26 protein-coding genes are annotated in these 24,861 nt (G+C 63.4%); 12 read left to right on the top strand and 14 right to left on the bottom strand.

Going from position 1 to position 24,861, the window contains the following annotated elements:
- Nucleotides 1–277: 277 nt before the first annotated feature.
- From pstB to V3587_RS02990, 6 genes are all read right to left on the bottom strand, one after another.
- Nucleotides 278–1,054, bottom strand: coding sequence for a phosphate ABC transporter ATP-binding protein PstB (gene pstB / locus V3587_RS03015; RefSeq protein WP_003939968.1), 777 nt, complete (start codon nucleotides 1,052–1,054; stop codon nucleotides 278–280).
- Between the two features lie 58 nt (nucleotides 1,055–1,112).
- On the bottom strand, nucleotides 1,113–2,021 hold the full coding sequence (gene pstA / locus V3587_RS03010) for a phosphate ABC transporter permease PstA (protein WP_003940100.1): 909 nt from the start codon (nucleotides 2,019–2,021) through the stop codon (nucleotides 1,113–1,115).
- 3 nt (nucleotides 2,022–2,024) lie between these two features.
- Complete coding sequence (pstC, locus tag V3587_RS03005; RefSeq protein WP_007733846.1) at nucleotides 2,025–3,116, bottom strand: phosphate ABC transporter permease subunit PstC; 1,092 nt, start codon at nucleotides 3,114–3,116, stop codon at nucleotides 2,025–2,027.
- A gap of 62 nt (nucleotides 3,117–3,178) precedes the next feature.
- The gene (pstS, locus tag V3587_RS03000; protein WP_003940482.1) at nucleotides 3,179–4,297 is read right to left on the bottom strand and encodes a phosphate ABC transporter substrate-binding protein PstS; all 1,119 of its coding nucleotides are present in this window, start codon (nucleotides 4,295–4,297) and stop codon (nucleotides 3,179–3,181) included.
- Between the two features lie 193 nt (nucleotides 4,298–4,490).
- Entirely contained in the window at nucleotides 4,491–5,390 is a 900-nt protein-coding gene (gene mshD, locus V3587_RS02995; RefSeq protein ID WP_283376103.1) for a mycothiol synthase, read from the bottom strand.
- A gap of 1 nt (nucleotide 5,391) precedes the next feature.
- On the bottom strand, nucleotides 5,392–6,144 hold the full coding sequence (locus V3587_RS02990) for a winged helix-turn-helix transcriptional regulator (protein WP_003939728.1): 753 nt from the start codon (nucleotides 6,142–6,144) through the stop codon (nucleotides 5,392–5,394).
- A 141-nt stretch (nucleotides 6,145–6,285) separates the two neighbouring features.
- On the opposite strand from V3587_RS02990, the gene V3587_RS02985 reads away from it, so the two are divergent.
- From V3587_RS02985 to V3587_RS02955, 8 genes are all read left to right on the top strand, one after another.
- Nucleotides 6,286–7,065 carry an LmeA family phospholipid-binding protein gene (locus V3587_RS02985; protein WP_003939847.1) on the top strand — a complete coding sequence of 260 codons (780 nt, stop codon included), beginning with the start codon at nucleotides 6,286–6,288 and terminating at the stop codon, nucleotides 7,063–7,065.
- Nucleotides 7,062–7,538 carry a thioredoxin family protein gene (locus tag V3587_RS02980; RefSeq protein ID WP_003939684.1) on the top strand — a complete coding sequence of 159 codons (477 nt, stop codon included), beginning with the start codon at nucleotides 7,062–7,064 and terminating at the stop codon, nucleotides 7,536–7,538. Before V3587_RS02985 ends, V3587_RS02980 begins: the two co-directional genes overlap by 4 nt.
- A 10-nt stretch (nucleotides 7,539–7,548) precedes the next feature.
- Nucleotides 7,549–7,635, top strand: a complete 87-nt coding sequence (locus tag V3587_RS30670) for a putative leader peptide (RefSeq protein ID WP_350318872.1) — start codon at nucleotides 7,549–7,551, stop codon at nucleotides 7,633–7,635.
- A gap of 131 nt (nucleotides 7,636–7,766) precedes the next feature.
- Entirely contained in the window at nucleotides 7,767–8,237 is a 471-nt protein-coding gene (locus V3587_RS02975; RefSeq protein ID WP_003940408.1) for a DUF4395 domain-containing protein, read from the top strand.
- A 74-nt stretch (nucleotides 8,238–8,311) separates the two neighbouring features.
- Nucleotides 8,312–9,145: a sulfurtransferase gene (locus tag V3587_RS02970; RefSeq protein WP_003939859.1), complete on the top strand. Its 834-nt coding sequence runs from the start codon at nucleotides 8,312–8,314 to the stop codon at nucleotides 9,143–9,145.
- Between the two features lie 2 nt (nucleotides 9,146–9,147).
- The gene (locus tag V3587_RS02965; RefSeq protein WP_003939797.1) at nucleotides 9,148–9,453 is read left to right on the top strand and encodes a DUF1416 domain-containing protein; all 306 of its coding nucleotides are present in this window, start codon (nucleotides 9,148–9,150) and stop codon (nucleotides 9,451–9,453) included.
- Nucleotides 9,454–9,711: 258 nt separating this feature from the next.
- Nucleotides 9,712–10,350 (top strand): FABP family protein, encoded by a 639-nt coding sequence (locus tag V3587_RS02960; protein ID WP_039973378.1) that lies wholly within the window; start codon nucleotides 9,712–9,714, stop codon nucleotides 10,348–10,350.
- A 144-nt stretch (nucleotides 10,351–10,494) separates the two neighbouring features.
- Nucleotides 10,495–11,535, top strand: a complete 1,041-nt coding sequence (locus tag V3587_RS02955; protein WP_030535244.1) for a type IV toxin-antitoxin system AbiEi family antitoxin domain-containing protein — start codon at nucleotides 10,495–10,497, stop codon at nucleotides 11,533–11,535.
- Between the two features lie 233 nt (nucleotides 11,536–11,768).
- On the opposite strand, the gene cydC is transcribed toward V3587_RS02955, so the two are convergent.
- From cydC to V3587_RS02930, 5 genes are all read right to left on the bottom strand, one after another.
- On the bottom strand, nucleotides 11,769–13,457 hold the full coding sequence (gene cydC, locus V3587_RS02950) for a thiol reductant ABC exporter subunit CydC (RefSeq protein ID WP_193594976.1): 1,689 nt from the start codon (nucleotides 13,455–13,457) through the stop codon (nucleotides 11,769–11,771).
- The gene (cydD, locus tag V3587_RS02945) at nucleotides 13,447–15,135 is read right to left on the bottom strand and encodes a thiol reductant ABC exporter subunit CydD (protein ID WP_228401285.1); all 1,689 of its coding nucleotides are present in this window, start codon (nucleotides 15,133–15,135) and stop codon (nucleotides 13,447–13,449) included. Before cydD ends, cydC begins: the two co-directional genes overlap by 11 nt.
- Before the next feature lie 58 nt (nucleotides 15,136–15,193).
- Nucleotides 15,194–16,237 (bottom strand): cytochrome d ubiquinol oxidase subunit II, encoded by a 1,044-nt coding sequence (gene cydB, locus V3587_RS02940; protein ID WP_003939727.1) that lies wholly within the window; start codon nucleotides 16,235–16,237, stop codon nucleotides 15,194–15,196.
- 9 nt (nucleotides 16,238–16,246) lie between these two features.
- Entirely contained in the window at nucleotides 16,247–17,746 is a 1,500-nt protein-coding gene (locus V3587_RS02935) for a cytochrome ubiquinol oxidase subunit I (RefSeq protein WP_054827113.1), read from the bottom strand.
- A 154-nt stretch (nucleotides 17,747–17,900) separates the two neighbouring features.
- Entirely contained in the window at nucleotides 17,901–18,764 is an 864-nt protein-coding gene (locus V3587_RS02930; RefSeq protein ID WP_099697820.1) for an aminodeoxychorismate lyase, read from the bottom strand.
- Nucleotides 18,765–18,843: 79 nt separating this feature from the next.
- Between V3587_RS02930 and ygfZ the strand changes: the two genes are divergently transcribed.
- The 4 genes from ygfZ (at nucleotide 18,844) to V3587_RS02910 (ending at nucleotide 21,986) form a co-directional block, all read left to right on the top strand.
- On the top strand, nucleotides 18,844–19,965 hold the full coding sequence (gene ygfZ / locus V3587_RS02925; protein ID WP_283376102.1) for a CAF17-like 4Fe-4S cluster assembly/insertion protein YgfZ: 1,122 nt from the start codon (nucleotides 18,844–18,846) through the stop codon (nucleotides 19,963–19,965).
- Nucleotides 19,962–20,630 carry an MOSC domain-containing protein gene (locus tag V3587_RS02920; protein ID WP_030535239.1) on the top strand — a complete coding sequence of 223 codons (669 nt, stop codon included), beginning with the start codon at nucleotides 19,962–19,964 and terminating at the stop codon, nucleotides 20,628–20,630. Before ygfZ ends, V3587_RS02920 begins: the two co-directional genes overlap by 4 nt.
- On the top strand, nucleotides 20,627–21,580 hold the full coding sequence (locus V3587_RS02915; RefSeq protein ID WP_003940365.1) for an asparaginase: 954 nt from the start codon (nucleotides 20,627–20,629) through the stop codon (nucleotides 21,578–21,580). Before V3587_RS02920 ends, V3587_RS02915 begins: the two co-directional genes overlap by 4 nt.
- Nucleotides 21,581–21,782: 202 nt before the next feature.
- On the top strand, nucleotides 21,783–21,986 hold the full coding sequence (locus V3587_RS02910; RefSeq protein WP_003940337.1) for a DUF3073 domain-containing protein: 204 nt from the start codon (nucleotides 21,783–21,785) through the stop codon (nucleotides 21,984–21,986).
- A 150-nt stretch (nucleotides 21,987–22,136) separates the two neighbouring features.
- Here the strand turns inward: V3587_RS02910 and purM are convergent, their stop codons facing one another.
- The 3 genes from purM to V3587_RS02895 all read right to left on the bottom strand — a co-directional run bounded on the left by purM (nucleotide 22,137) and on the right by V3587_RS02895 (nucleotide 24,861).
- Entirely contained in the window at nucleotides 22,137–23,216 is a 1,080-nt protein-coding gene (gene purM / locus V3587_RS02905) for a phosphoribosylformylglycinamidine cyclo-ligase (RefSeq protein WP_003940225.1), read from the bottom strand.
- 207 nt (nucleotides 23,217–23,423) lie between these two features.
- Nucleotides 23,424–24,170 (bottom strand): AIM24 family protein, encoded by a 747-nt coding sequence (locus V3587_RS02900; RefSeq protein WP_003939813.1) that lies wholly within the window; start codon nucleotides 24,168–24,170, stop codon nucleotides 23,424–23,426.
- 13 nt (nucleotides 24,171–24,183) lie between these two features.
- The gene (locus tag V3587_RS02895) at nucleotides 24,184–24,861 is read right to left on the bottom strand and encodes an AIM24 family protein (protein ID WP_003939918.1); all 678 of its coding nucleotides are present in this window, start codon (nucleotides 24,859–24,861) and stop codon (nucleotides 24,184–24,186) included.

Genomic DNA, 24,861 nt, shown 5'->3' with positions numbered 1-24,861 from the left:
CAAGCCCTTCCGGTTGTGAAACGACATCGATCGACAGCGTGCTGTCGGGCCGAGATTAGCATTGTCCGAAGCGTCGTCAGTATCCACGAGATTCACGTCGTCGGCTACTTCAGCGCCAACTCGGCGCACTTGCGCTGCTCATCGAATTATTCGGGCGCCCAACGACGCTCAGCTCTGCGCACCGGAGTGGGAACTATCACCACAACCAAAAAGTTTCACCCCCGTCTCCTGTTGGAAACGGGGGTGAAACATGATCGTGCAGGGTTGATCCCGGGACCTATCCGAAGCGGCCGGAGATGTAGTCCTCGGTGGCCTTCTGCGTCGGGTTCGAGAAGATCTTCTCGGTGTCGTCGATCTCGACGAGCTGACCGGGCTTGCCGGTTGCCTCGAGGTTGAAGAATGCCGTCTGGTCACTCACACGCGCAGCCTGCTGCATGTTGTGCGTGACGATGACGATCGTGAAGTCCTTCTTCAGCTCGGTGATCAGGTCTTCGATCGCGAGAGTCGAGATCGGGTCGAGCGCGGAGCACGGCTCGTCCATGAGCAGGACGTCGGGCGAGACCGCGATGGCACGCGCGATGCACAGACGCTGCTGCTGACCGCCTGAGAGGCCGCCACCGGGCTTGTCGAGGCGATCCTTGACCTCGTTCCACAGGTTGGCACCGCGCAGCGAACGCTCGGCCACCTCGTCGAGCTTCTTCTTGCTGCGCTCGCCCTGCAACTTCAAGCCCGCGACGACGTTGTCCTTGATGGACATGGTCGGGAAGGGGTTGGGTCGCTGGAACACCATGCCGATGGTCTTGCGAACACCGACCGGATCGACGTTCGAGCCGTAGATGTCCTCGCCGTCGAGCAGCACCGAACCCTCGACGCGCGCACCGGGAATCACTTCGTGCATGCGATTGAGTGAACGGAGAACGGTGGACTTGCCGCAACCGGACGGGCCGATGAAGGCGGTGACGCTCCGGGGCGGGACGGACAGGCCCACATCGGCGACGGCGTGGAACTTGCCGTAGTAGATGTTGACGTCCTTGAGATCCAGACGCTTGGCCATTACCGGCTCCCTACTGAGTTGTTGACGCTGTTGAGTACGAACATGTTCCGAGGCCGCATCACTTACTTCTGACCTGTGAGAAGTGACCGATCAGCTTCGCGACGATGTTGAGGATCGCGATCAGCAGGATCAGGGTCAGTGCTGCGCCCCAGATGCGGTTGGTGCCGGCGTCGGTGGGGTTGTTCATCTCGGCGACCATGACGGAAGGCAGTGTGCCCATTTCGCCGTTGAACAGGTCGAAGTTGATGAACGGTGCGTAGCCGACGAGGATCAGCAGCGGTGCGGTCTCACCGAGCACGCGGGCCAGGGCCAGCATGACGCCGGTGATGATGCCGGGAAGTGCCGTCGGCAGAACGATTTTCGAGATGGTCTTCCACTTCGGCACACCGAGCGCGTACGACGCCTCTCGCAGATCCATCGGGACGATGCGCAGCATTTCCTCGGTGGAGCGGATGACGACCGGGACCATCAGAAGGACCAGAGCCAGTGACACCGCAAACGCGGACTTGGGGAAGCCGAAGGTCGCGATCCACAGGGCGTAGATGAACAGCGCGGCCACGATCGACGGAACACCGCTGAGGATGTCGACCATGAACGTGGTCAGCTTGCCCAGCTTCGACTTCCGGTCGGCGTACTCCACCAGGTAGATCGCGACGAAGATACCGAGCGGGATGGAGAAGACCGCGCACACGATGCCTTGCAGCAGGGTGCCGATCAATGCGTGATAGATACCGCCGCCGTCGGCCGACGCCGTCAATCCGCTCAGCGAGTTGGTGAACCAGGTAGGCGACGTCAGAGCGGGCAGGCCCTTGGCGATGACCGTGAAGAGCACCCAGACCAACGGGATGAGCGCGATGACGACTGCCAGGCTCACCAGGATGGTCGCGATGACGTCCTTGGCACGACGACGAGCGCCGACGCCTTGGAAAGTGGGGGCCTTGACCGGCCGGTCCAGAGTGGAGGTCATGGGTCAGTCCTTCTTTCCGGCGATCACTGCGCGGGCAGCCGCGTTGACGACGAAGGTCAGTACGAACAGCACCAGTCCGGCCGCGATGTACGCGCCTGCCTGGATGTCGTTGTTGAACTCCGCGTAGCCGAGGGCGATCTTGGAGGCGATGGTCGAGCCGCCGTCGAACAGCGACCAGCCGAAGGCCTGAGAGGTGGTGCGCAGGATCAGGTAGAGCGCCATCGTCTCACCGAGTGCGCGTCCGAGACCGAGCATCGAGCCGCTGATGTAGCCGGACTTACCGAACGGGATGACCGTGGTGCGCACAACTTCCCAGCGCGTGGCGCCGAGGGCGAGTGCGGCTTCGATCTGTGATCGCGGGGTCTGGATGAACACCTCGCGGGTCACTGCAGTGATGACCGGAAGGATCATCACGGCGAGGACGATGCCTGCGGTGAAGATGGTGCCGCCACCGGTGATCGATCCGCTGCCGTCGGCGAAGAGCGGGAACCAGCCGAGAGTGTCGTTGAGCCACACCGCGACCGGGGTGATCGCCGGAGCGAAGACGAGAAGTCCCCACAGGCCGTAGACGATGGACGGCACAGCTGCCAGAAGGTCGATCGTGTACGACAGTGGCCGCGTGAGCCACTTGGGTGAGTACGAAGTCAGGAAGATCGCGATGCCCAGTGCGATCGGCATCGCGAGCACCAGTGCGAACAGCGAGACCAACACCGTGACCTGGAAAAGGTCGAGGACACCGAACGCCATCGCGTTGATGTTCTGCGTGACCCATTCACGGCTGGTCAGGAAGTTGACCTGGTTCCGGCTCAAAGCAGGAACAGCACGCCAGATCAGGAACGCGCCGATCGCCGCGATGACAACCGTGATGAAGATTGCCGAACCGGATGCGAGCGAGCTGAAGATGCGGTCACCCGGACGGGTCACCGTCTTGCTGTTGCCGCTACCCGGACCGTCACCCTTCGGAGGATGCTCGGTTTCTGGAGCCTTGGTGGAAGTAATCGTGTCCTCCGTGGTGCCGTTCGGACCGCCCACCCCGGCCCCGCTGGTTGCGGGGCCGGGAGAACGAGATGTCGAGGTGATGGGCGCGTCACTCATGCGCGCTCACTTCCTTCACGTCTGAATGTAGATCCATGAGCTTGTCCGCACGAGTCTCTAGGTCAGCTGATTGCCGTGATGGACGCGTTGAGGCGATCCTGGACGTTGGACGGCAGCGGGACGTAACCCTGCTCGGCCAGGTTGGCCTGACCCTCGTTGGCCGCGCTCGTCAGGAACGACTTCACTGCTGCGGAGGTGTCCGCGTCGTAGCCCTTGGAGCAGACGATCGAGTACGTGGCGAGAACCAGCGGGTAGGCGCCGGCTTCGTTGGTCTTGAAGATCGACGCGAGGTCGAGCGTCAGGTCGCCGGTTGCGTCGGACTTGAACTTCGCGCCTGCGATCGACTTCGCGGCCGTGTCGTTGGTCAGTGCCACTGCCTCGGAGCCGGTGTTGATTTCGGCAACCGAGAGCTTGTTCTGATCGGCGAACGACTTCTCGACGTAGGTGATCGAACCCGGTGCCGTGGCAACTGCCTGTGCAACGCCCGCCGAACCCTTGGCGCCCTCACCGACGCCACCGGTGAAGTCGGACCCTGCGCCCGACGTCCAAGCACCGTTCGATGCCGCGTCGAGGTACTTCTGGAAGTTGTCGGTGGTACCCGAGGAATCGGAGCGGATCACGGTGGTGATCTTCTCGTCGGGAAGCGATGCACCGGAGTTGAGCGCGGCGATTGCCGGATCGTTCCACTTGGTGATGCCGCCGTTGAAGATCTTCGCGAGAACCTCTGCGTTGAGAACGAGCTTGTCGACGCCGTCGAGGTTGTATGCAACTGCGATCGGGCCGAAGACGAGGGGAAGGTTCCAGGCTTCGCCGCCGACGCAACGCTCCTTGGCCTTGTCGGCCTGCTCGTCCTTGATGGCCGAGTCGGAGCCGGCGAAGTCGATCTGGCCGGCGATGAACTGTGTACGACCGTCGCCCGAACCGCTGGGGTTGTACGCGACGTTGACCGTCTTGCCCTTTTCCTGGCACACGGAGATGTAAGTGGCGACGAACTGGTCCATGGCGTTCTTCTGTGCCGAGGAACCAGCGGCAGAGAGGTTGCTCTTGCCTTCGCACGTTGCGTTCGATGCGGACGCGTCCACACCCGTCGACGACGAGTTGTTGTCGCTGCCACATGCGGCCAAGGTCATGGCGCCCACGGCCACTACACCGAGCAGGGCACCACTGCGCTTGAGATTCACCAAGATCCTCCGGAAATCGCTACCGCCACGCCCACGATCGGGCGGCGACATGAGACGCAGAATGATTGAAATCTGCATCAGGCAACACGGCGCTGCCCACAGAGAAAAGTAGGCGGGCGCGGTGTCCGGCTGGACCACACATGGTTAACGGAGAATGAACAGACTGGACATTTCTGCGTGTCCGACTGTGACGTCAGAGCGCGCGGGCGTAAGCCATGTCCACGTGGAAGCGATCGAAGCCGAGTCGTTCGTACGTGTGGAGGGCGGCCGTGTTGTCGCCTTCGACGTACAGAAGGACGGTTCCGAGGCCGCGATCACGCAGGTAATGCATGCCCGCGAGAGTCAGCACTCGGCCGAGACCTCGTCCCTGCGCCGCGGGATCGATCCCCACGACGTACACCTCCCCCAGCTCCGGATCGTCACCTTCGGGTGCGTGCACCTTGGTCCAGTGAAAGCCGAGAAGAGTATCGGGATCGGTGTCCGCGAACGCCATGAACAGACCAGCAGGGTCGAACCAACCTTCGGCCGTTCTCTCGTCGATCTCCGCCTGGGTCCAGCCGCCCTGCTCGGGATGCCAGGAGAAGGCCGCATTGTTGACGCGAAGGATCTCGGAATCGTCTTCGGGTCCACGATACGTCCGAATCGTCACACCTTCGGGCACAACGATTTCCGGAAGCTGCGGAGCATCGAGTGGTCGACGCAGCTGCAGGAGTTCACGAACGCTGACCAGATCGAGGGTCTTGGCGAATTCGACTGCGGCGTCGACGTTTCCGTGCGCCCAGACACGCGTGCCCGGCCGGCCCTCGTCGAATACCGCTGCAGCAAGCCTGGTTCCGATGCCGCGACGCCGCGCCTGCGGGTCGACCACCAACTCGGCCATGTCGGGATGCTCGTCCGAACCGGCTTGCAGCTGCGCATAACCGATGATTGCATCGCCGTCGAGTTCGAGGAAGTGTCGCGCGGCACCGCGCCCGGCAACGGCATGGCGCCCCTGTTCCGACACGGGCGCCTTGCCGTCGAACTCGGTTGCGCGATCGAGAAGCGCGGAAACCTGCTCGGCGAATCCAGCCGGCAGTGAATCTGTCCAACCCACGTCAGACCACCGATCCGTCGGCCGCGTCGTAGTCGACGTCCTCGTCGTCCTCGAACTGAACGGGAGCAGCGGCGCCACCCTTGGCCCTGGTCGGACGCACCGCCTTATATCCGACATTTCGGACTGTACCGATCAAGGACTCGTATTCGGTGCCGAGTTTCGCCCGCAGACGACGCACGTGGACGTCGACCGTCCTGGTGCCGCCGAAGAAGTCGTAGCCCCACACTTCCTGCAGCAGCTGCGCCCGGGTGAATACCCGTCCGGCGTGCTGCGCGAGGTACTTGAGCAGCTCGAATTCCTTGTAAGTCAAATCAAGGGGCCGTCCACGCAGTCGTGCCGTGTACGTCCCCTCGTCGATAACCAGTTCGCCCAGCGTGATCTTTCCCGACGCTTCCGGACTGGCCACACCGCCGCTGCGGGCGACCAACAACCGCAATCGGGCGTCCACCTCAGCCGGACCGGTACCGGGAAGCAGGATGTCGTCCAACCCCCAGTCGGCGTTGACGGCAACGAGTCCGCCTTCGGTGAGGACGGCGACCACAGGTACTGCGGATCCTGTGCTTCCGAGCAATCGACACAACCCGCGTGCGGCAGCCAGATCGGTGCGCGCATCCACCAATGCCACGTCCGCGGAACTTGCCTCGAGTAGCGAGGAAACCTCTGTGGGGGCAGGCCGAACCGAGTGCGCCAGCAACGCCAACGCCGGTAGTACAGCTTCCGGGTTGGGGTCGGAGGTGAGGAGGAGCAGTTCCACACGGCCTCCTATCTAGTAGCCCGCGCAACCCGTGAGGGCAACGCTCGAGTAGTTCGACGCTTTTGGTCGGTCCCTACATTAGCGTGCCTGGTACCGGGGCCGTCGCATCGAACCCCGACCGGAGTCCGTCACAATGGTGCGGTGCGCAAACTGATCATCGGCATCGTCTTTCTCCTCGGCCTCGGACTGGTGGCCGATTTCGGCGCGGCCGCGTACGCCGAGTACCGGGTTTCCCGCGAGCTCCGAACCGGCGCATCACTCGAGTCGGATCCGGAGGTCACCTTCAACGGGTTCCCCTTCCTCACCCAGGCACTCGGCGGGAAATACAAGGACGTCTACGTCAGAGCTACCGGCGTCCAGAGCGACGTGGTGGGCGAAGTGACCGTCGAGGCCGATCTGCGCGGGGTCACCGTTCCCTTCTCCGACATCGTGAACGGCAATGTCACCCAACTCCCCGTCGACAAACTCGACGGCCGGATGGGAATCAACGCCACCGACCTCGGAAAGCTGCTCAATATCCCTGACCTGCAGGTATCTTCGCCGCCGGCCAACAAGTCGGATGGCACCGGGGGCAGCGGCGGAACCGGAGCGAGCACCGCGGGCGCCGTCGTGCTGACGGGAACGGTTGCCGTCGGCCCGGTCGAGACTGCAGTGAGTGTGCAGGCCAACCTGGTTCTGGAAGGTGGGCAGGTCAAGATCGTCGCCAGCAATCTGTACTTCGGTCCGGAGGGCAAAGCCGATTTCTCGATCCCCGCAGCACTCGAACCCGTCGTCCTCGGACTGTTCAGCTACACGATCGATCCGCAGGCACTCCCCTACGGAATTCAGCCGAGCCTGGTCTACGCGGAAGGCGGAAGAATCGTGATCGAAGGCAGCGCCGAAAACACGACGATCGATCTCGCAGAGCTGCAGAACCGATGACCGGGATCACAATTCTGCTGGTCGCGCTGGTCGCCGTCGTCGCGGTCGGGCTCTTTCTCAAGTCGCGCAACGGAAAGGTCCGAGTCACCACGCCGGCCGCGACCGGCGCGGCGGACAGTCGCCTCGAACTGCTCCGCGCCGCTGGAGTCTCTTCGCCGAACGGCGGACCCGTCGTACTGCATTTCTCTGCCGACTGGTGCGGACCGTGCGCCGCAGTACGCCGCGTCGTCGGTCAGGTCGTGATCTCGATGGCCGACGCTCCCCGTCCGCCGGTGGAGATCGAGCTCGACATCGACAAGGAACCGGCTCTGGCACGCGAGATGAGTGTCCTCTCGCTGCCCACCACCTTCATCCTCGACGGTGGCCTGGAGGAACAGTTCCGGGTGTCCGGAGTGCCATCCGCAGCCGATCTGAAAGCTGCACTCGTACCACTATCCGGACCCCACGAGCCAAAATCCGAGAATTCGGGGTAAACTCGCCGACGTGCAAACCCGCCACGAGCTGATGCTCACCCGACGCCGCGCAGTAGACCTGTGCCGCCTCGGGGGCTGTTGCTGTACCTGTTGCTGATCACCTCATCCGTCAGATCTCTCTGACCTTCGAGCTTTCGCTCACGTGATCAATCCACCGAGTGGGACTTTGACGTCCCGTTTTCTCGGTCCAGGCACAGCATCATGCAATCCAGCGCAGGAGCACTCCCGATGTCCACAACCACACCCCAGCTCGAGCAGGTCGACGTCCGCGGACCTCGATTCGCCGCGTGGGTCACCACCGGCGTTCTCGTACTCACGCTCATCCTCTCGACCTTCTCACTGCCCGCCGCCACCGTCGTTCTCGCACTGCAGGCCATAGTCTTCGCGGTCGGAGCGGTACTCGGCCCCAAGCGCAGCCCGTACGGCCAGATCTTCGGCAAGCTCGTCGCCCCGCGACTCTCGCCGGTCAGCGAACGCGAACCCGTGGCGCCGCTGCGCTTCGCGCAGTTCGTCGGCTTCGTCTTCGCACTCGCCGGCACGGTCGGTTTCCTGGCCGGGTCGACGATCGTCGGCACCGTTGCCACCGGCTTCGCCTTGTTCGCGGCCCTGCTCAACGCCGCGTTCGGCATCTGCCTCGGCTGCCAGATCTATCCACTCGTCGCAAGGCTGCGAAATACCGGCCGCGCTACCACCGCGTGAAAACGCTTGCCCCACAACCCTGCTGAACCCCTGCTAGATAACGACCGATGCAAGACCACATCGAAAGGAACACCATGGCTCGCTCCGACGTCCTAGTCTCCGCTGACTGGGCTGAGCAGAACCTCAACACCCCCAAGACCGTTTTTGTCGAGGTGGACGAGGACACCAGCGCATACGACGGCGGCCACATCGAGGGTGCAGTCAAGCTCGACTGGCGCAAGGACCTCCAGGACGGCGTCCGACGCGACTTCCTGAACCAGGAGCAGTTCTCGGATCTGCTCTCCGCCAAAGGCATTGCGAACGACGACACCGTCGTTCTCTACGGTGGCAACAACAACTGGTTCGCCGCTTACGCGTACTGGTACTTCAAGCTGTACGGCCACCAGGACATCAAGCTGATCGACGGCGGCCGCAAGAAGTGGGAACTCGACGGACGCCCGCTCTCCAAGGACGCAGTCAACCGCGAAGCCACGCAGTACAAGGCCGAGACCCCCGACTTCTCGATCCGCGCATTCCGCGACGAGGTCATCGACGCCATCGGCAGCAAGAACCTCGTCGACGTTCGTAGTCCTGACGAGTTCTCCGGCAAGATCCTCGCTCCCGCCCACCTTCCGCAGGAGCAGGCGCAGCAGCGTGGCCACGTCCCCGGAGCCATCAACATCCCGTGGAGCACCACCGCCAACGAGGACGGCACCTTCAAGTCGGACGACGACCTCGCCAAGCTGTACGCGGAAAAGGGCTTCGACGACACCAAGGAAACGATCGCCTACTGCCGCATCGGCGAGCGTTCGAGCCACACCTGGTTCGTCCTGCAAGAGATCCTCGGCAAGAACAACGTCAAGAACTACGACGGCAGCTGGGTCGAATACGGCTCACTCGTCGGCGCACCGATCGAATTGGGAGCCTGATCATGTGTGGAGCACCTACCCAGGGCCAGACCCTGCCTGCCGGCGTCGACGTCGAGAAGGAAACGGTCATCACCGGCCGCGTTCTCGCAGCTGACGGCCAGCCCATCGGCGGCGCATTCGTGCGTCTGCTCGACGGCTCCGGAGAGTTCACGGCCGAGGTCGTGGCATCGGGAACCGGCGATTTCCGCTTCTTCGCCGCTCCGGGCGAGTGGACCGTGCGTGCACTGTCCAGCTCGGGCAACGGCACCTCCACCGTCGCTCCCGAGGGCTCGGGCGTGCACAACGTGGACGTGACCGTCAGCAAGTAATTCCTGCTTTGTCAGGCGGCCCCGCACCCCTCCGGTGCGGGGCCTTCTGCATTCCGGCTCCCGATTTTTCCGGTCGGTCGCCGCGGTCTAAGATGTACCCGTGGTCATTTTCTTCGAGGTACTCCTCGCACTCGCATCCGTCATGATCGCTTGGTTCTCCGTGTACGTCGTGTACCGCTTGGTCACCGACGAGTCGTGAGTCAGGCTCCGGATTCAGGGTCCGACGCGACCGCTGACGATTCCGCCGCTGCAGGTGCCGTGAGGCGCGGCAGCGGGGACGAAGCTGTCGCCATCGCCGTCGAGCGCTCCAAGTCGACGGCGTCGCTCAACATTCCGACCCTGCCGGACCTTCCGTTGCCGGAGGACACCGCAAACCTGCGCCTCGGCCCGGACATCAATCCCGAACTCCTCGCGCTTCTCCCCCTCGTCGGTGTCTGGCGCGGCGAAGGTGAAGGACACGACGAGAACGGCGACTACGCCTTCGGTCAGCAGATCGTCATCTCGCACGACGGCGGCCCCTACCTCAATTGGGAGTCCCGGTCTTGGCGCCTCGACGCCGAGGGCAAGTACGTGAGCCCCGATCTGCGCGAGAGCGGTTACTGGCGCATGGGCGGCGACGGCATCCCGGGCAGCGTCAACCAGGAAGTGGTCGAACTCCTGCTCAGCCACAGCTCCGGTGTCGTCGAAATGTACTACGGGCGCGCACTCACCCAAGCGTCGTGGGAACTTGCCACCGACGTGGTGATCCGCAGCCAGTCCGGTGCACTGTACGGCGGCGCGAAGCGTCTTTACGGCATCGTCGAAGGCGGCGACCTTGCGTACGTCGAAGAGCGGATCATGTCTGACGGTGGCCTGGAACCGCGTCTCTCGGCCCGCCTGACGCGCTACATCGGCTAGCTCTGCTGTGCGCCTTTATTAACCCCCGGCGGTTAATAAAGGCGCACAGCAGATTTATCCACAGGCACCGACAAATTCCACAGGCGGACTTCGGAGCGGCATCTTCGACCGATTCTTGTCGGTCCGCGATCTCACGGTATTCGCATGAGCTGCGACTACATCGATCCTGATCTCCGAAGACTCTTCGACTTCCAGCACGGACTCGCGACCAACAAACAACTACGCCCTTTCGGCTATTCACCGCGGCGAATCCAACACCTGGTCGAATCGGGTCAATGGACAACCGTCCTCCACGGCGTTCAATCCAGCACCAACGGCCCACTCAACCGAGCAATGATTCTCGAGGCCGCCCTTCTGTTCGGCGGCGGAGAGACCTACCTGAGTCACCGGACGGCAGCTGAAGAGTGGGGACTCACGCACATCGAGTCCGAACTGCCGGTCCACATCACGGTCCGATACGGCAGATCCTCGCGCTGTCAGAGTCCGACGGTCAGACCCGAACGCTCCCCGGCGCGCCCCGTTCCGTTGGGGTGGTCCACTGCCCATCCCGGAGTGATCGTTCATCGTTCACGCGCTCAGGCATACATCGGCGTTGCCACTCAGCCTGCTCGTACTTCGCTGGCCGACACCGCAATTGACCTGGCGGTTGCAGAGCCGTCGGCTCGCGACGCCGCTCGTTCTCTGGTTCGCTCCGCCACGGCGTGCAAAGTGTCACGGATGGAATTGCGCACCCGAATGGAATGCCGCCGGCCGAGGCGATATGTCAAAGCGCTGTCCTCGACATTGGACCTGTTGGATCGCGGTGTCCAGTCGGTACTCGAACATCGCTACGCAATCGAGGTCGAGCGCGCACACGGTTTGCCGGAAGCACGACGGCAATCACCGGTCCTCGTCGATGGGAGAACTCTCTACGAGGACGTCGACTACCGCAATTGCGGTGTCGCACTGATCGTTCGACTCGACGGATTTGCCTTCCACGCTTCTCGGGCGACTGCGCTGCGGGATCGTCGGCGAGGAAACGCATCCGAACTGTCAGGCAACGCCACACTGGTCTTCGGTTGGGAGGAGGTGGAGGGGGCCTCGTGCCGAACTGCAGCCGAGGTCAGAGCGATCCTCGAGCGCGGTGGATGGTGGGGGCCTAATCCTTGTCCACGCTGTGCGCCTTTATTAACCGCCGGGGGTTGATAAAGGCGCACGGCACGAAGCGACCCCCGAGCCACACCCACGCTTTCGCGCGGATCCCGGTCGGACTGATCGGGGGCTCGGGGGTCGGGTGGCTGCCTGGGATTCGCCGGCCGCTCACGCGGTAAGTGAATTCCATCAGCGATTGCGGCTAGCTGGCAGCCACCTCACGCGTCCGTCTGTACTTCAATTTCAGACCACCTCCTTCCTTGTGTACAGGAGAAAGTACGCCCACTTCACGATGACGGCAACGTATTTTCCACAGAAACTTTTCCGACGCATATCACCTGGTCAGCTCCAGTACCGGCCGGAAGTTGATGGGTAACGACAACAACCGTTCGTGAAGAATCGACCAGCATTCCGTCGCGATCGAGCAACTCGCGCAGCAACTGAGCGCCGGCCTCCGCGTCCATGTGCTCGGTCGGCTCGTCGAGCAGCAGTACCTCCGCGGGCGAGACGATCGCGCGTGCCAACAGCAACCGACGACGCTCACCGCCCGAAACCGCTCGCATGCCGCCGACCAGGTAGGTGTCGAGCCCTTCAGGCAGTTCCGACAGCCAGTCGCCGAGACCAACTGCGGCAAGTGCCTTCTCCGCGTCCTCGGCGGTGAGGTCACCCCGCGCGACGCGCAGGTTCTCGAGTACCGACGTCTCGAAGAGGTGTGCGTCTTCGGCGAAGTACCCGACGTGCCGACGCAGCTCGGCCGGATCGATATCCGAAACGTCCACCGAGTCAACACGAACTGTTCCCGCGACGGGCGGCAGCAGTCCCGCCATCGTCATCAGCGCAGTGGTCTTTCCCGATCCACTCTCGCCGACGACGGCAACGCGGGCACCGCGAGGAAGATCCACGGAGAGCGGTTCGGTCACCTTTCCCCCGGGCCAACCCGCCTGCAATGCATGCACGCTGAGAATCCCGTCCTCCGGCCACGCACGATTTCCTTCAACGTGTTCGGCGTCGGCTCGATCGAGTACCGCCATGATGCGTGCCGACGCCAGCCGCGCCTTGGTCAATGCCACCGCCGCGCTGGGCAGTATCGCGGTTCCCTCGAAAGCCGACAGCGGAAGCAGTACAAGGATTCCCATGGACATCGGTGACATGTCGGTGGTTCCGTACAGCGTAATTCCGATCAGCAGGGCACCGAGGACGCTCACTCCGATTGCCAGGGGCGTGGCAGCTGCGGCAAAGGCACTCGGGATCGCCGCGCGATCGGTTGCCTCTACCACATCGTTCTCGGCAGAGACCGCCTCGCTCACCGCCTGATCCAAGCGACCCGATACCCGGAGCTCGGCGGAATGGTCAAGAGCGGTCACCGCGGACTCACTGAATCGCGCTGCGGCAGCAGAACTGTCGGCCTCGGCGAGACGAGCAGCACGAGCCGACAGCCAGGGTGCCGCGATCCCAGACACCGCCAGCGCAACAGCCAGGATGAGCGCGGCCGGAACCGAGATGAACAACAGGATTCCCACCGCAGCAAACGCGAGGACAATCGAGACCGCAATCGGGATCAGTGCTTTGACGACGACGTCGCCCAGTGCATCCACGTCGGCGCCCGTACGTGAGAGCAGGTCACCGCGTCGTAGTCCGGCTGCTGCCGCGGGATCTCCTGCGGCCAACTGCTGGTAGATCCTCGATCGCGCCGCGGTGGTTCCGCGCAACGCGACGTCGTGCGTCGTCAATCGTTCGAGATAGCGGAAGACACCACGTGAGATTCCCAATGCGCGTACGGCAACTACCGCAACACTGAGATCGAGAACGGGAGGCATCTCCCAAGCACGCGTGATCAACCATGCGGACAGCGCGGCCAAGGCGAGTGCGCTACCGAGTGTTGCCACACCCGCCGCTACCGCCGTCAGTACGCGTCGTGGCCGAAGTTCCAGTAGCCGCAGAGCACGCAGGAGCGGATCGTGAGTGTCACTTCTCATGAGCGTGTACCTCGACGATCCGGTCAGCTGCGGCAAGCACACTCGGACGGTGGCCGATCACGACCACGGTGTCGCCGCGCTCCGCCCGTGCTCTCAGAGAAGCCAACACTGTGCCTTCCGAATCGGAGTCGAGGTGAGCGGTGGGTTCGTCCAGGACAAGAACTGCGCGCTCCGAGGCAAGCACGCGTGTCAGTGCCAGCCGTTGCCGCTGCCCCAAAGACAGACCTGTACCGCCGACGCCGATCACGGTCTCGACGCCCGCAGGCAGCTCGGCCAGTACCGCGTCGAATCCCGTCGCAGCAGCGGCGCGGGTCAGTGCTTGCGCATCGACGACCCCGGTGAGATCGAGATTTTCACGAACGGTGCCAGGTAGGAGGACCGGATGCTGGGGAAGCCAGGCCAACTGACTCCACCACGCGTGCTCGTCCAGGTCTCGGACATCGACGCCGGCGACCGTCACGCGGCCACTGCTCGGTTCGATCAGTCCGAGTAGCGCGTGCACTGCCGTCGACTTGCCGCAGCCGTTGGGACCGGTGAGCACGGTGATCGCCCCTGGCAACGCCACGGCGGAAAGTCGAGACGGTGCGACTCCCCCACGAGAGGTCACGCCGAGTCCGTCGAAGGCGATGTCGGCACCGCGAGCGACCACCGTCGTGCTACCACCCTCCGGTGCGGCAGAATCCGCCTCGATAACCTCGAATGCCTTGTCGGCTGCCGCCATTCCGTCCTCGGCGGCGTGGAACTGGGTTCCCACCATCCGAAGTGGCAGGTACACCTCGGGGGCGAGGATCAACGCGACTATCCCCGGCTCGAGTGACATGTCGCCGTACACCAGTCGCAAGCCGATACTCACAGCCACCAATGCGACGCAGAGCGTTGCGAGCAGTTCCAGCACCATCGAGGACAGGAACGCAACGCGGAGGGCGGACATCGTCGTTCGCCGATGAGCGTCACCGAGTTCACGGACGCGCTCGGCAGGACCTTGCTGACGACCGAGCGCCCGCAGCGTCGGCAAACCGGCAAGGAGATCGAGCAGTTGCGAAGACAACGTGGTCATCGCTGCCAGCGTCTTCTCCGACTTACCCTTTGTCAGCAGGCCGATCAGAATCATGAAGATGGGGATCAGCGGCAGCGTCACGAAGATGATGACCGCAGACGTCATGTCCTGCACCGCAATGACTATCAGGGTGATGGGTGTCAGCGTCACCGACAAGACCAGGGCCGGAAGGTATCCCGTCAGGTACGGACCAAGGCCGTCGACACCTCGGGTGACCACGGTCGCGATCTCGTCACGCCGCGGATCCAGATCGCGAGGACTCATCGCCGTCGCCGACGTCAGCACGCCGTTCTTGATCTCGGCAACGACGCGAGTCGACGCCCGGTGCGCATACCTGGTCTGCAGCCAAGTCCCCAGAACTCGGACCGCCACAGCTGCGGCGAGAACAACCAATTCGGTTGTCCACGAGGAAACATCCACAGTTCGAGTGGTGATCACTCCGGCCAGCACCCGGCCGATCATGAGCGCCGCGACGATGACCATCACGACGTTCACCATCGACAGAGCAACAGTCAGGATCAGGTAGCCGCGCGCAGAAGCGGAATGTCGCCACAGCCGCGGGTCGATCGGCCCCCGGCGACGCTCCCGAGTGGTGGGAGCGTCGCCTACTTCGATTGTCACGTGAATTCGACCGTCAGTTCTTTCGTGTTTCGAATGTGTCGTGATTCAGGGTTCGTGACTACCAAGTCTTCTCCTTGAATCGGAGACCGATCGACGCCGGAATCTGCTTGGAGGAGATGCGCTGTCGGAACACCCAGTACGTCCAGCCCTGGTAGATGATCACCACCGGTGTCATGAATGCCGCGGCCCACGTCATCACCTTGAGCGTGTACGGACTCGACGACGCGTTCTCGATGGTCAGGCTGTACGCCGGATCAAGCGTCGACGGCATGACGTTCGGGAACAGCGAGGCGAACAGCAGCACGACAGTGGCGATGACGGCCACACAGGTGAGAACGAAAGCCCAGCCTTCGCGCTCGGCCCGCGTCAGGAAGACGACGCCGATCAGTGCCGCAGCAGCGGCAGCTACCAGAATCCACGTCCATCCCTTGCCGTAGGCGAGTTGCGTCCACAGAACGAATCCGCCGGCGACCGGAATAGCCGGAATTGCCAGTCGTGCAGCAATTTTCACGGCATCTTCACGAACCTCGTCGGCACTCTTGAGCGCCAGGAACACAGCGCCGTGGAGAGCGAACACCAGCGCGGTGGTCAGACCGCCGAGCAGCGCGTACGGATTGAGCAGATCGAAGAATCCCGACTCGACCTGCTTGTCGGCGTTGATCGCCACGCCCCGAACGATGTTCGCGAAAGCCACGCCCCAGAGAACCGCCGGGACCCAGGAGCCGAAGATGATGCCCCAGTCGCAACGCTGACGCCATTTGTCGTCGTCGATCTTGCTTCGCCATTCGATGGCACAGATACGAACGATCAAGGCCACCAGGATGATCAGCAGCGGTAGATAGAACCCGGAGAACAACGTCGCGTACCACTCCGGGAATGCCGCGAACATCGCGCCACCGGCGGTGATCAGCCACACTTCGTTGCCGTCCCACACCGGGCCGATCGTGTTGAGCGCCACCCGTCGACGCGTATCGGCCGGGAGGTCACTGCCTCTGCCGACGATCGGCATGAGCATCCCGACACCGAAGTCGAACCCTTCGAGGACGAAGTAACCGATGAACAGTACTGCGACGAGCACGAACCATACTTCTTGAAGTCCCATGATCGCCTCCTAGTACGCGAACGACAGTTGTTTGGGCTTGTCCGGATCTTCCGGCTCGTCATGATCTGCATCGCCTGGTGGATGCATGTCGTGCTCCAACGGGCCTTCCTTCGCGTACCGCACGATCAGCTTGAACCAGACCACACCCAGCGCTCCGTACAGGAGGGTGAAGGTGATCAGCGAAGCCCAGACGGTAGCCGACGCGTGGTCCGAAACACCTTGGTCGACAGTGAGTCTGATCATGTCGACGCCGGTCGGATTGGGATGCACCACCCAGGGCTGACGGCCCATCTCGGTGAAAATCCAACCGGCACTGTTCGCCATGAACGGAGTGGGAATCGCGACGAGGCTGAGGACTCCGAACCACTTCTGGTCCGGGACTCGCCCCTTACGTGTGACCCACAGCCCCGCGAGAGCCAGTGCTGCCGAACCGGCGGCGAGGCCGATCATGGCGCGGAAAGACCAGTACGTGACAAAGAGATTCGGTCGGTAGTTACCCGGTCCGAAGTCCTGCTCCGCCTGCTCCTGCAGTTGGTTCACGCCTTGCAGTTCGACGCCGGTGAACTTGCCCTCGGCCAACCATGGCAGAACGAACGGCACCTTCAGAACGTGCGTCACGCTGTCACAGTTGTTGTGAGTGCCGATAGTGAGGATCGAGAAGTCCGGATCCATCTCGGTCTCGCACAACGACTCTGCCGACGCCATCTTCATGGGTTGCTGCTGGAACATGAGCTTGCCTTGGACGTCACCGGTGTAGATGATTCCGATTCCGGCCACGATCATGACGAGCAACGCGAATCGTGTTGCCGGACGGTACATCGTGCGCGCGTCGGACTCGAGGCGTTCGGCTTCGGCGGCCTCAGCCTGCTTGGCGCGGCGCATGTTCCGCACCATCCACCAACCACTGATGCCGGCAACAAACGTCGCCGCCGTCAGGAAGGCGCCGGCAACCGCGTGCGGGAAGGCAGCGAGAGCGGTGTTGTTGGTCAGCAGCTCCCAGATACTGGTGAGCTCGGCACGACCCGTTTCAGGGTTGTACGTCGCACCGACCGGATGCTGCATGAACGAGTTGGCCGCGATGATGAAGAACGCCGACGCGTTGACGCCGATCGCCACGAGCCAAATGCACGCCAGGTGTACAAGTTTGGGCAGCCTGCCCCAACCGAAGATCCAGAGTCCGATGAAGACGGACTCCATGAAGAAGGCGACAAGGCCTTCCAATGCGAGCGGAGCTCCGAAGACGTCACCGACGAATCGCGAGTACTCGCTCCAGTTCATGCCGAACTGGAACTCCTGCACGATGCCGGTGGCTACACCGAGTGCGAAGTTGATGAGGAAAAGCTTGCCGAAGAACTTGGTGAGCCGATACCAGTGGTCCTTTTTGGTGACCACCCACATCGTCTGCATGATCGCGATCATCGGTGCAAGTCCGATGGTCAGCGGAACAAGGATGAAGTGGTAGACGGTAGTGATACCGAACTGCCACCTGGAGACGTCCAAAGTATCCATTGGCTACTCCGAGAGTAGGGCCCTGGGACAGGCTTCGGGGTTCGAGACGCGGGCAGTCGCTCGGCCCCTGCGGACACGGTACTGCTGTCCGGTTTGGACCGCAGGACTTTGCTACTACCAAATGTAGTAGAGACCTGTCGCGATTCCTATTCGCCTATCGCCCTGCTGAATCCGAATCAATTGCACGTTCAACCAATTCCGCGAATTCCCCGGAGACCTTCGGCTCTGGCAATGTGAGCCCGTCGAGTGTATGGACGCGTGCGGCCAGCGTGACGCTCGAAACCATCCACACTCCGTCGGCCGCAATCAAATCCGCAGGTCGGAGGGTTTCGTACCGGCAATCGAAGCGAGCGCTGCCGGCAACGTCGAACAGGGCACGCTGCGTCGTACCCATCAAAATGCCCTGTGCGGGAGGCGGTGTGATCAAAGTCCTGTCCCGAACGACCACCACCGTCGAGCGTGGTCCCTCCAACACATTGCCCTCGGAACTGACGAAGATCACATCGTCAGCACCCAAATTCGCCGCATATCGAAGCGCTGCCATGTTGGTTGCGTACGACAACGTCTTCGCGCCCAGTAGCTGCCAGGGTGCCCGGGCAGAGAGATCGACAGAGAAACCTCGCTCGAGAGTCATCACCGACAACCCCGATTCGCGGACCTGTCTGACCCGATCGGCCACCGGACCGACCATCACGAAGGCTGTCGGCTTGTCGCCGCTCTCACGGCCGCGGGTCAGAACGAGACGAAGGGCGCCTTCCTTCTCGGTCCCCCATTCCTCGGCAGCCATCTCGATCGCCAGACGCCAATCATCGAGAACCGGAGCGGGCAGGCCGAGTGCCCGTGCGCTCAGAACCAGTCGACTCAGGTGTCCCTCGACCACCCGGGCGCGGCCGTCGCGTACCAACAGCGTCTCGAAGACTCCGTCGCCGCGCACCACCGCCAGGTCGTCGGCGTGCAGAAACGGTGCGTCAGCATCGAGCACCTCATGGTCGAGAGTCACCAATACGCGATCAGGCATGCCATCAACCCTAACGATCCGCCAAGCCGCCGGGGCCGCCCTGTAACCGCGATCCCGCCCACACTCCTAGACTGGTCTCGTGGTCGACAACGCTCTTGTGCCCAACAGCCCACTTCTGACTTCCCCCGGCGCGGTCACCGCACCGGACGGTTCGGCCGACATCGGTGTCGCGTGGCACTACGGCGATCCCCTCGGCGAACAGCGAACCGCGCAGCGCGCAGCAGTGGTGGTCGACCGCAGTCACAGATTCGTGATCGCCATTCCCGGCGACGAACGCCTCACGTGGCTGCACACGATTTCGAGCCAGCACATCACCGCGCTCCCCGACGGCAAGAGTGCCGAGAACTTGAGCCTGGACGTCAACGGACGCGTCGAGCACCACTTCGTGCAGACGGACCTGGCAGGTGTCACCTGGATCGACACCGAGGCGAACCGCGGACCCGACCTTCTCTCCTTCTTGAAGAAGATGGTGTTCTGGTCCAAGGCCGAACCCCGAGACGGCAACGAACTCGCGGTCCTGAGCCTGATCGGACCCGAAGCGTCAACTGTCCTCGCCGCACTCGAGGTTCAGACACCCACCGAGGCCTACGACGCTCACGCCTTGGCCGACGGCGGATTTGTCCGCCGCATGCCGTGGCCTACCGAGAACTCTTTCGATCTTCTCGTCCCACGTGAGCAACTGGCAGCGTGGTGGACCAGGCTGACCGATGCCGGCGCCAAGCCCGCCGGCAGTTGGGCCTTCGAGGCACTGCGCGTCGAAGCGACGAGGCCTCGCCTCGGACTGGACACCGACGAACGGACCATCCCGCACGAGGTCCACTGGATCGGTGGGCCGGCCGAGCACGGCGCCGTCCACCTCGACAAGGGGTGCTACCGCGGTCAGGAAACCGTCGCCCGAGTTCACAATCTCGGCAAGCCCCCGCGCCATCTCGTCATGTTGCACCTCGACGGCAGCGCCGAAGCCGTCCCGGAACCGGGTGACCCGATCACGGCGGGCGGACGGGCCGTCGGACGCGTCGGGACCGTCGTCAATCATCACGAACTCGGCCCCATCGCACTCGCTCTGATCAAGCGCAACATCCCGGTCGACACCGAACTGATGGCCGGCCCCAGCGCTGCGTCCATCGATCCGGATTCGATCGTCGCGGACGACGCACCCCAGGCCGGACGTGAGGCTGTCAACCGATTGCGCGGAAAGTGACGGGCACGGTCGACGCGGTCTGCGTCGTCCACACCGAACGTGACAGTGGCGTCAGGCGAGTCCCCCGTACCGCGATCGACAAGCGTCCCGTCGACGGCCGCGTCGCGGTCGGCCGACTCGGTCTGGGTGGCGACTACGTCTGCGACACCGAGTTCCACGGCGGCGCCTTCCAAGCTGTCTACGCGTATCAGCGCGACGAAGCGCAGCGCTGGTCGGACGAATTGGGCCGACCTCTCGGCCCCGGATGGTTCGGCGAGAATCTTCACATCAGCGGGATGCTCGTCACGGACGCCGTGATCGGCGAGCGTTGGCACATCACCGGAGCCGAGGCGTCGGACGTTCTCGAACTCGAGGTGACTGCTCCCCGCGTCCCGTGCGGCACCTTCGGCATCTGGGCCGCGGAAAAGGGCTGGGTCAAAAGATTCACCGAGCGGACCGACGTCGGCGCCTACCTTCGCGTCAACCGGACCGGCACGATCGCCGCGGGCGATTCGGTCACCCGAGTCCACGTACCGGATCACGGAGTGACTGTTCGAGAGGTCTTCGCCGGAACGGACCCTGAGCGGCTTCGACGGCTGCTCGCAGAACACACCGACCTTGCACCGAACGTCACCGCGCGCGTCCAGAGGTTCATCGAACAAGCAGAAGCGCAGGTGCACTCGTGAGTATCGAATTGGTGGAAGTGGTCCGCTCCGGATTCCGCGAATGCGTGCATCGCGGATCGGCCGTCATTCTCGGCGCCGACGGCGAGGTCGTTGTCGGACTCGGGGAAATTCACACACCTATCTACCCGCGCTCGGCGAACAAGCCGCTGCAAGCCGTCGCTGCGCTTCGTAACGGCTTTGCACCCACCAGTCCGGAAGAGCTGGCCGTCGCGTCGTCCTCACATGCGGGCGAGGCCGATCACATCGAACTGGTCGCAGCGCTTCTCGCTCGCTACCAACTCGGTGTCGACCAGTTGCAGTGCCCCTCCGATCTGCCGGGCAACGAACTGGCCCGAGCCGAACTGATCGCAGCGGGCGAGCTTCCCAGCCCGATCTACATGACCTGCTCGGGCAAGCACTCCGCGATGCTCGCCACGTGCGTCGTGAACGACTGGCCGCTCGAGACGTACATGGAGCCGACTCATCCCCTCCAACTCGCGATCCAGGAGACGATCTTCGATCTCAGCGGCGAGGAAGAGCAGGAACTCGGCATCGACGGTTGTGGTCTCCCGATCGTGCCGCTCTCGCTCACGAACCTGGCTCGGGCATTCGGACGCCTGCCCTCGGCTGAGCCCGACTCACCCGAACGAGCTGTGGCCGACGCGGTCCGCGAGAACCCCTTCCTCGTCTCGGGCACCGGCCGCAACGATCAGCGCCTGATGTCCGCCGTGCCGGGTCTGTTCTCCAAGACCGGATACGACGGCATCTACGCCGGAGCGCTTCCCGACGGTTCCGCTTTCGCCCTCAAGATCGACGACGGTCACGAGCGGGCGCTCCTGCCCTTGGCGGCAGCTCTGCTCAAGCGGATGAACACCGAGTGGACCGAGGAGTTGGCGGCTCTCGCATCCGCTCCGGTCTTCGGCGGCGACGCCCGAGTGGGGACGATTCGCGCAATTCCCGGAAACTTCTGAGCAGTTCTCACAAAGTTCTGACGAGTTCTTTCAGCATCCTGGCAGCTCGCGGCCATAGTGAGAGCAATCAGACACGGCGGTGAGGCCTTCGTGGAAGCGGAAGCGACTTTTCCACGCTAGAGTGTGTGTCAGGAAACTTACACACTCAAACGGGGCCGCCAAATTCCCCAGGCCGCCCCGCGAAAGCGCGAGGGGGTCAGCCATGGGCCGCGGCCGGGCTAAGGCAAAGCAGACCAAGGTTGCACGCGAATTGAAATACAGCGTACCGACCACGGATTTCGACAGCCTGCAAAGAGAGCTCGCAGGTGGATCGACCAACTCGCATCGGAGCAGTGTCCGATCGGACCAGACTTCCGATAGGGAAGGGCATGCGCGAGAGGACGACTACGACGACTGGCGGCGTTGACCGCGCACTGCCACCGCGCAGACTGTGAAATGAGGAAGAGCTGATCGCTCTTCCTCATTTTTGCGTTCGATTTTCCGCCTCGCGCCTACTTGTACGGACACACAAAACTGCCCCACCGGATCTCTCCGATGGGGCAGCTGACGTTGCGGTCTAGAAGCGCGGGTGGTCTCCGGCCAGGAACGCACGCTCTGCAGCGGCGTCCGACGCCTTCTTGACGCTACCGAGCGTCCAGCAGTCGATGTGGCGTGCGGTGAGGACGGCAAGTGCGCGGTCGACGTCCTCGGGTGCGACGACGGCGACCATGCCGACGCCCATGTTGAACGTCTGCTCCATCTCGGCGCGCTCGACGCGTCCGCGTTGCGCGATCATGGCGAAGACCGGAGCGGGGCTCCAGGTTCCGCGATCGAGTTCGGCGACCAAGCCCTTGGGCATGACGCGCGCGAGGTTGTTGGCGAGGCCGCCACCGGTGACGTGGCAGAACGTGCGCACGTCGGTCTCGGCAGCGAGTGCCAGGCAGTCCTTGGCGTAGATCTTGGTGGGCTCGAGCAGTTCCTCACCGAGCGTGCGGCCGAACTCGTCGACGTGTGCGCTCAGGTTCATGCGGTCGATCTCGAGCAGGACCTTGCGGGCCAGTGAGTAACCGTTGGAGTGCAGTCCCGAAGAACCCATCGCGATGACGACGTCGCCGGGGCGAACGCGATCCGGTCCGAGCAGCTTCTCTGCCTCCACGACGCCGACACCGGTGGCGGAAAGGTCGTAGTCACCGTCGGCCATGATGCCGGGGTGCTCGGCGGTCTCGCCGCCGAGGAGAGCGCAGCCGGCCTGGATGCAGCCCTCGGCGATTCCGCTGACCAATTCCGCGACGCGCTCGGGGATGACCCGGCCGACGGCGATGTAGTCCTGGAGGAACAGCGGCTCGGCGCCACAGACGACGAGGTCGTCGACAACCATGGCGACGAGGTCGAGTCCGACCGTGTCGTGCTTGTCCATCGCCTGCGCGACAGCGAGCTTGGTTCCGACGCCGTCGGTCGATGCGGCGAGCAACGGCTCCTTGTAGTCACCCTTGAGGGAGAACAAGCCGGCGAAACCACCGAGGCCACCCATGACCTCGGGGCGGCTGGCCTTCTTGGCCAGAGGGGCGAAGAGTTCCACCGCCCGGTCGCCTGCGGCGATATCGACTCCTGCTGCCGCGTAGGAGGCGCCTGCGGTGCGGTGACTGTCCTCGGTCATCGGGTTACTACTCCAGCCTTGTATTTCTCGCGAGCACGTATTGCTCGTGCACAGGTAAGTGGTCTTGCAATGTGAAGTGTTTGCAATCCTCGTGACGCGAGATGGATCGTTCGACTCGAGACCCAGAGCGCGCACACAAATACCGACGATTACGCCCATACGCTACCGGACCGGCCCCCTCGGTGAGACCTCGCGTACCCCGAGACGTCAGTTCTGCAGCCGGGCACCGATCGAGGCATGCAGTGCGCGCAGACTGTTCTGCCCGAGTGCGACCGTCTCGGATTCGATGTGTTTGAGGAGGTGTCCGTCGTGGACGACCTTCTCGCTCGACTGGATCAGTACCGTCCCGGCTCCGGTGAAATCGAACTGGCGTTCTTCACCGGTGTTCGCGCCGAACATGCTTCCGCGAACCGCGCCCAGGAAGCTCTGCATCCAGTCGGCGTCGAAGTGGTGGGACGGCGACGGGCAGTCGGCCCAACCCACCAACGCCTGCGGGTCGATGCGCAGCGGCGGCTCCGCGAACATGACCGGGCCATTGGACGACGCCAGGAACTTGCCTGTCCCCAGTAGCGTCAAAAAGCCTGGGACGATGGACTGTTTGAGGTCCAGGCTCGTCTCGAAGGCGAGGAGATTGGCCGCGCGAATCGTGAGGTTGCCGTCGTCGAGGTCGTAGGAATTGATGTTGAATCCGCGGTCCCCGAGGATCAACTTGCCCTGTCCCTGAGCGAGCACCCAGTCGTCCGCGTAGAGCGGTGAAGAGAACCTGGCCGCGACGATCGCCGTCATGCTCGTGCGCCCGAGCGGCTCGAAGTTGATGTTTCCGTAGTACGCGATCATCGCGCCCTTGGACGTGAACCACGGCTGCCCGGCCATCTCGACGCAGAAGGCGTAATCGTTGCCCGGGACGTTGTCGTTGGCGGGCAGAGTTGCCGGATTGTGAATTTCGATACCCATGCTCTGTGCCCTCTCAGAACTTCTGCTCGGACGCCTGGACCCAGACGGTGCCGGCGCCGGTCATCTTCAGCTGGATGGACTCCCCCGAGCCCTTGCCGACGGCCTCGCGCCAGCCGACGTTCGCGGAGATGTCGACGTTGATCTGACCGATGTGGCACACGTATGCCTGCGGGTCGACGACGACCTGAGGATTGTTCGGACCGACCTGCAACGGAATCGCGCCCCCGTGCGAGAGAACCGCGACGCTTCCCTGTCCGTGCAACTGCGTCGTGAACAGGCCTTGACCGGTCATGGCGCCACGTACCGCTCCGCGCACACCGCCCTGCGACGTGAGAGCGACTATCGAACTCTGCAGGTAACCGTCGTGTGCGAGGAGCCGGTCGGCTTCGACCGTGAGCATCGACGAACCGTCGAGGTGGATGACCTCGACGTACAAGCCGGCATGCCCGTAGAAGACCTCACCGTTTCCCTCGGCCGCCATCATGCGTGCATGCTCGCCGGACATCATGCGGCCGGCCATCCCGGCGATACCGCCCATGTTCGGCATGGCGCCGGGCCCACCGCCCATGCTGTGCGGGATGAAGCGGACGTCACCGGTGTAGTAGAGCATCGACCCGGTGCGGGCGAGCACGTTCTGGCCCGGCGCGAGGGTCGACTTGACGACCTTGCTGTTCACCAATTCCAACGGCAT

This window comes from Rhodococcus sp. IEGM 1306 (assembly GCF_036541985.1).
GTDB classification, from domain to species: Bacteria; Actinomycetota; Actinomycetes; order Mycobacteriales; family Mycobacteriaceae; genus Rhodococcus_F; species Rhodococcus_F qingshengii.
The sequence above is the reverse complement of the archived record's forward strand: the minus strand, read 5'-3'. Positions and strand labels throughout refer to the sequence as shown.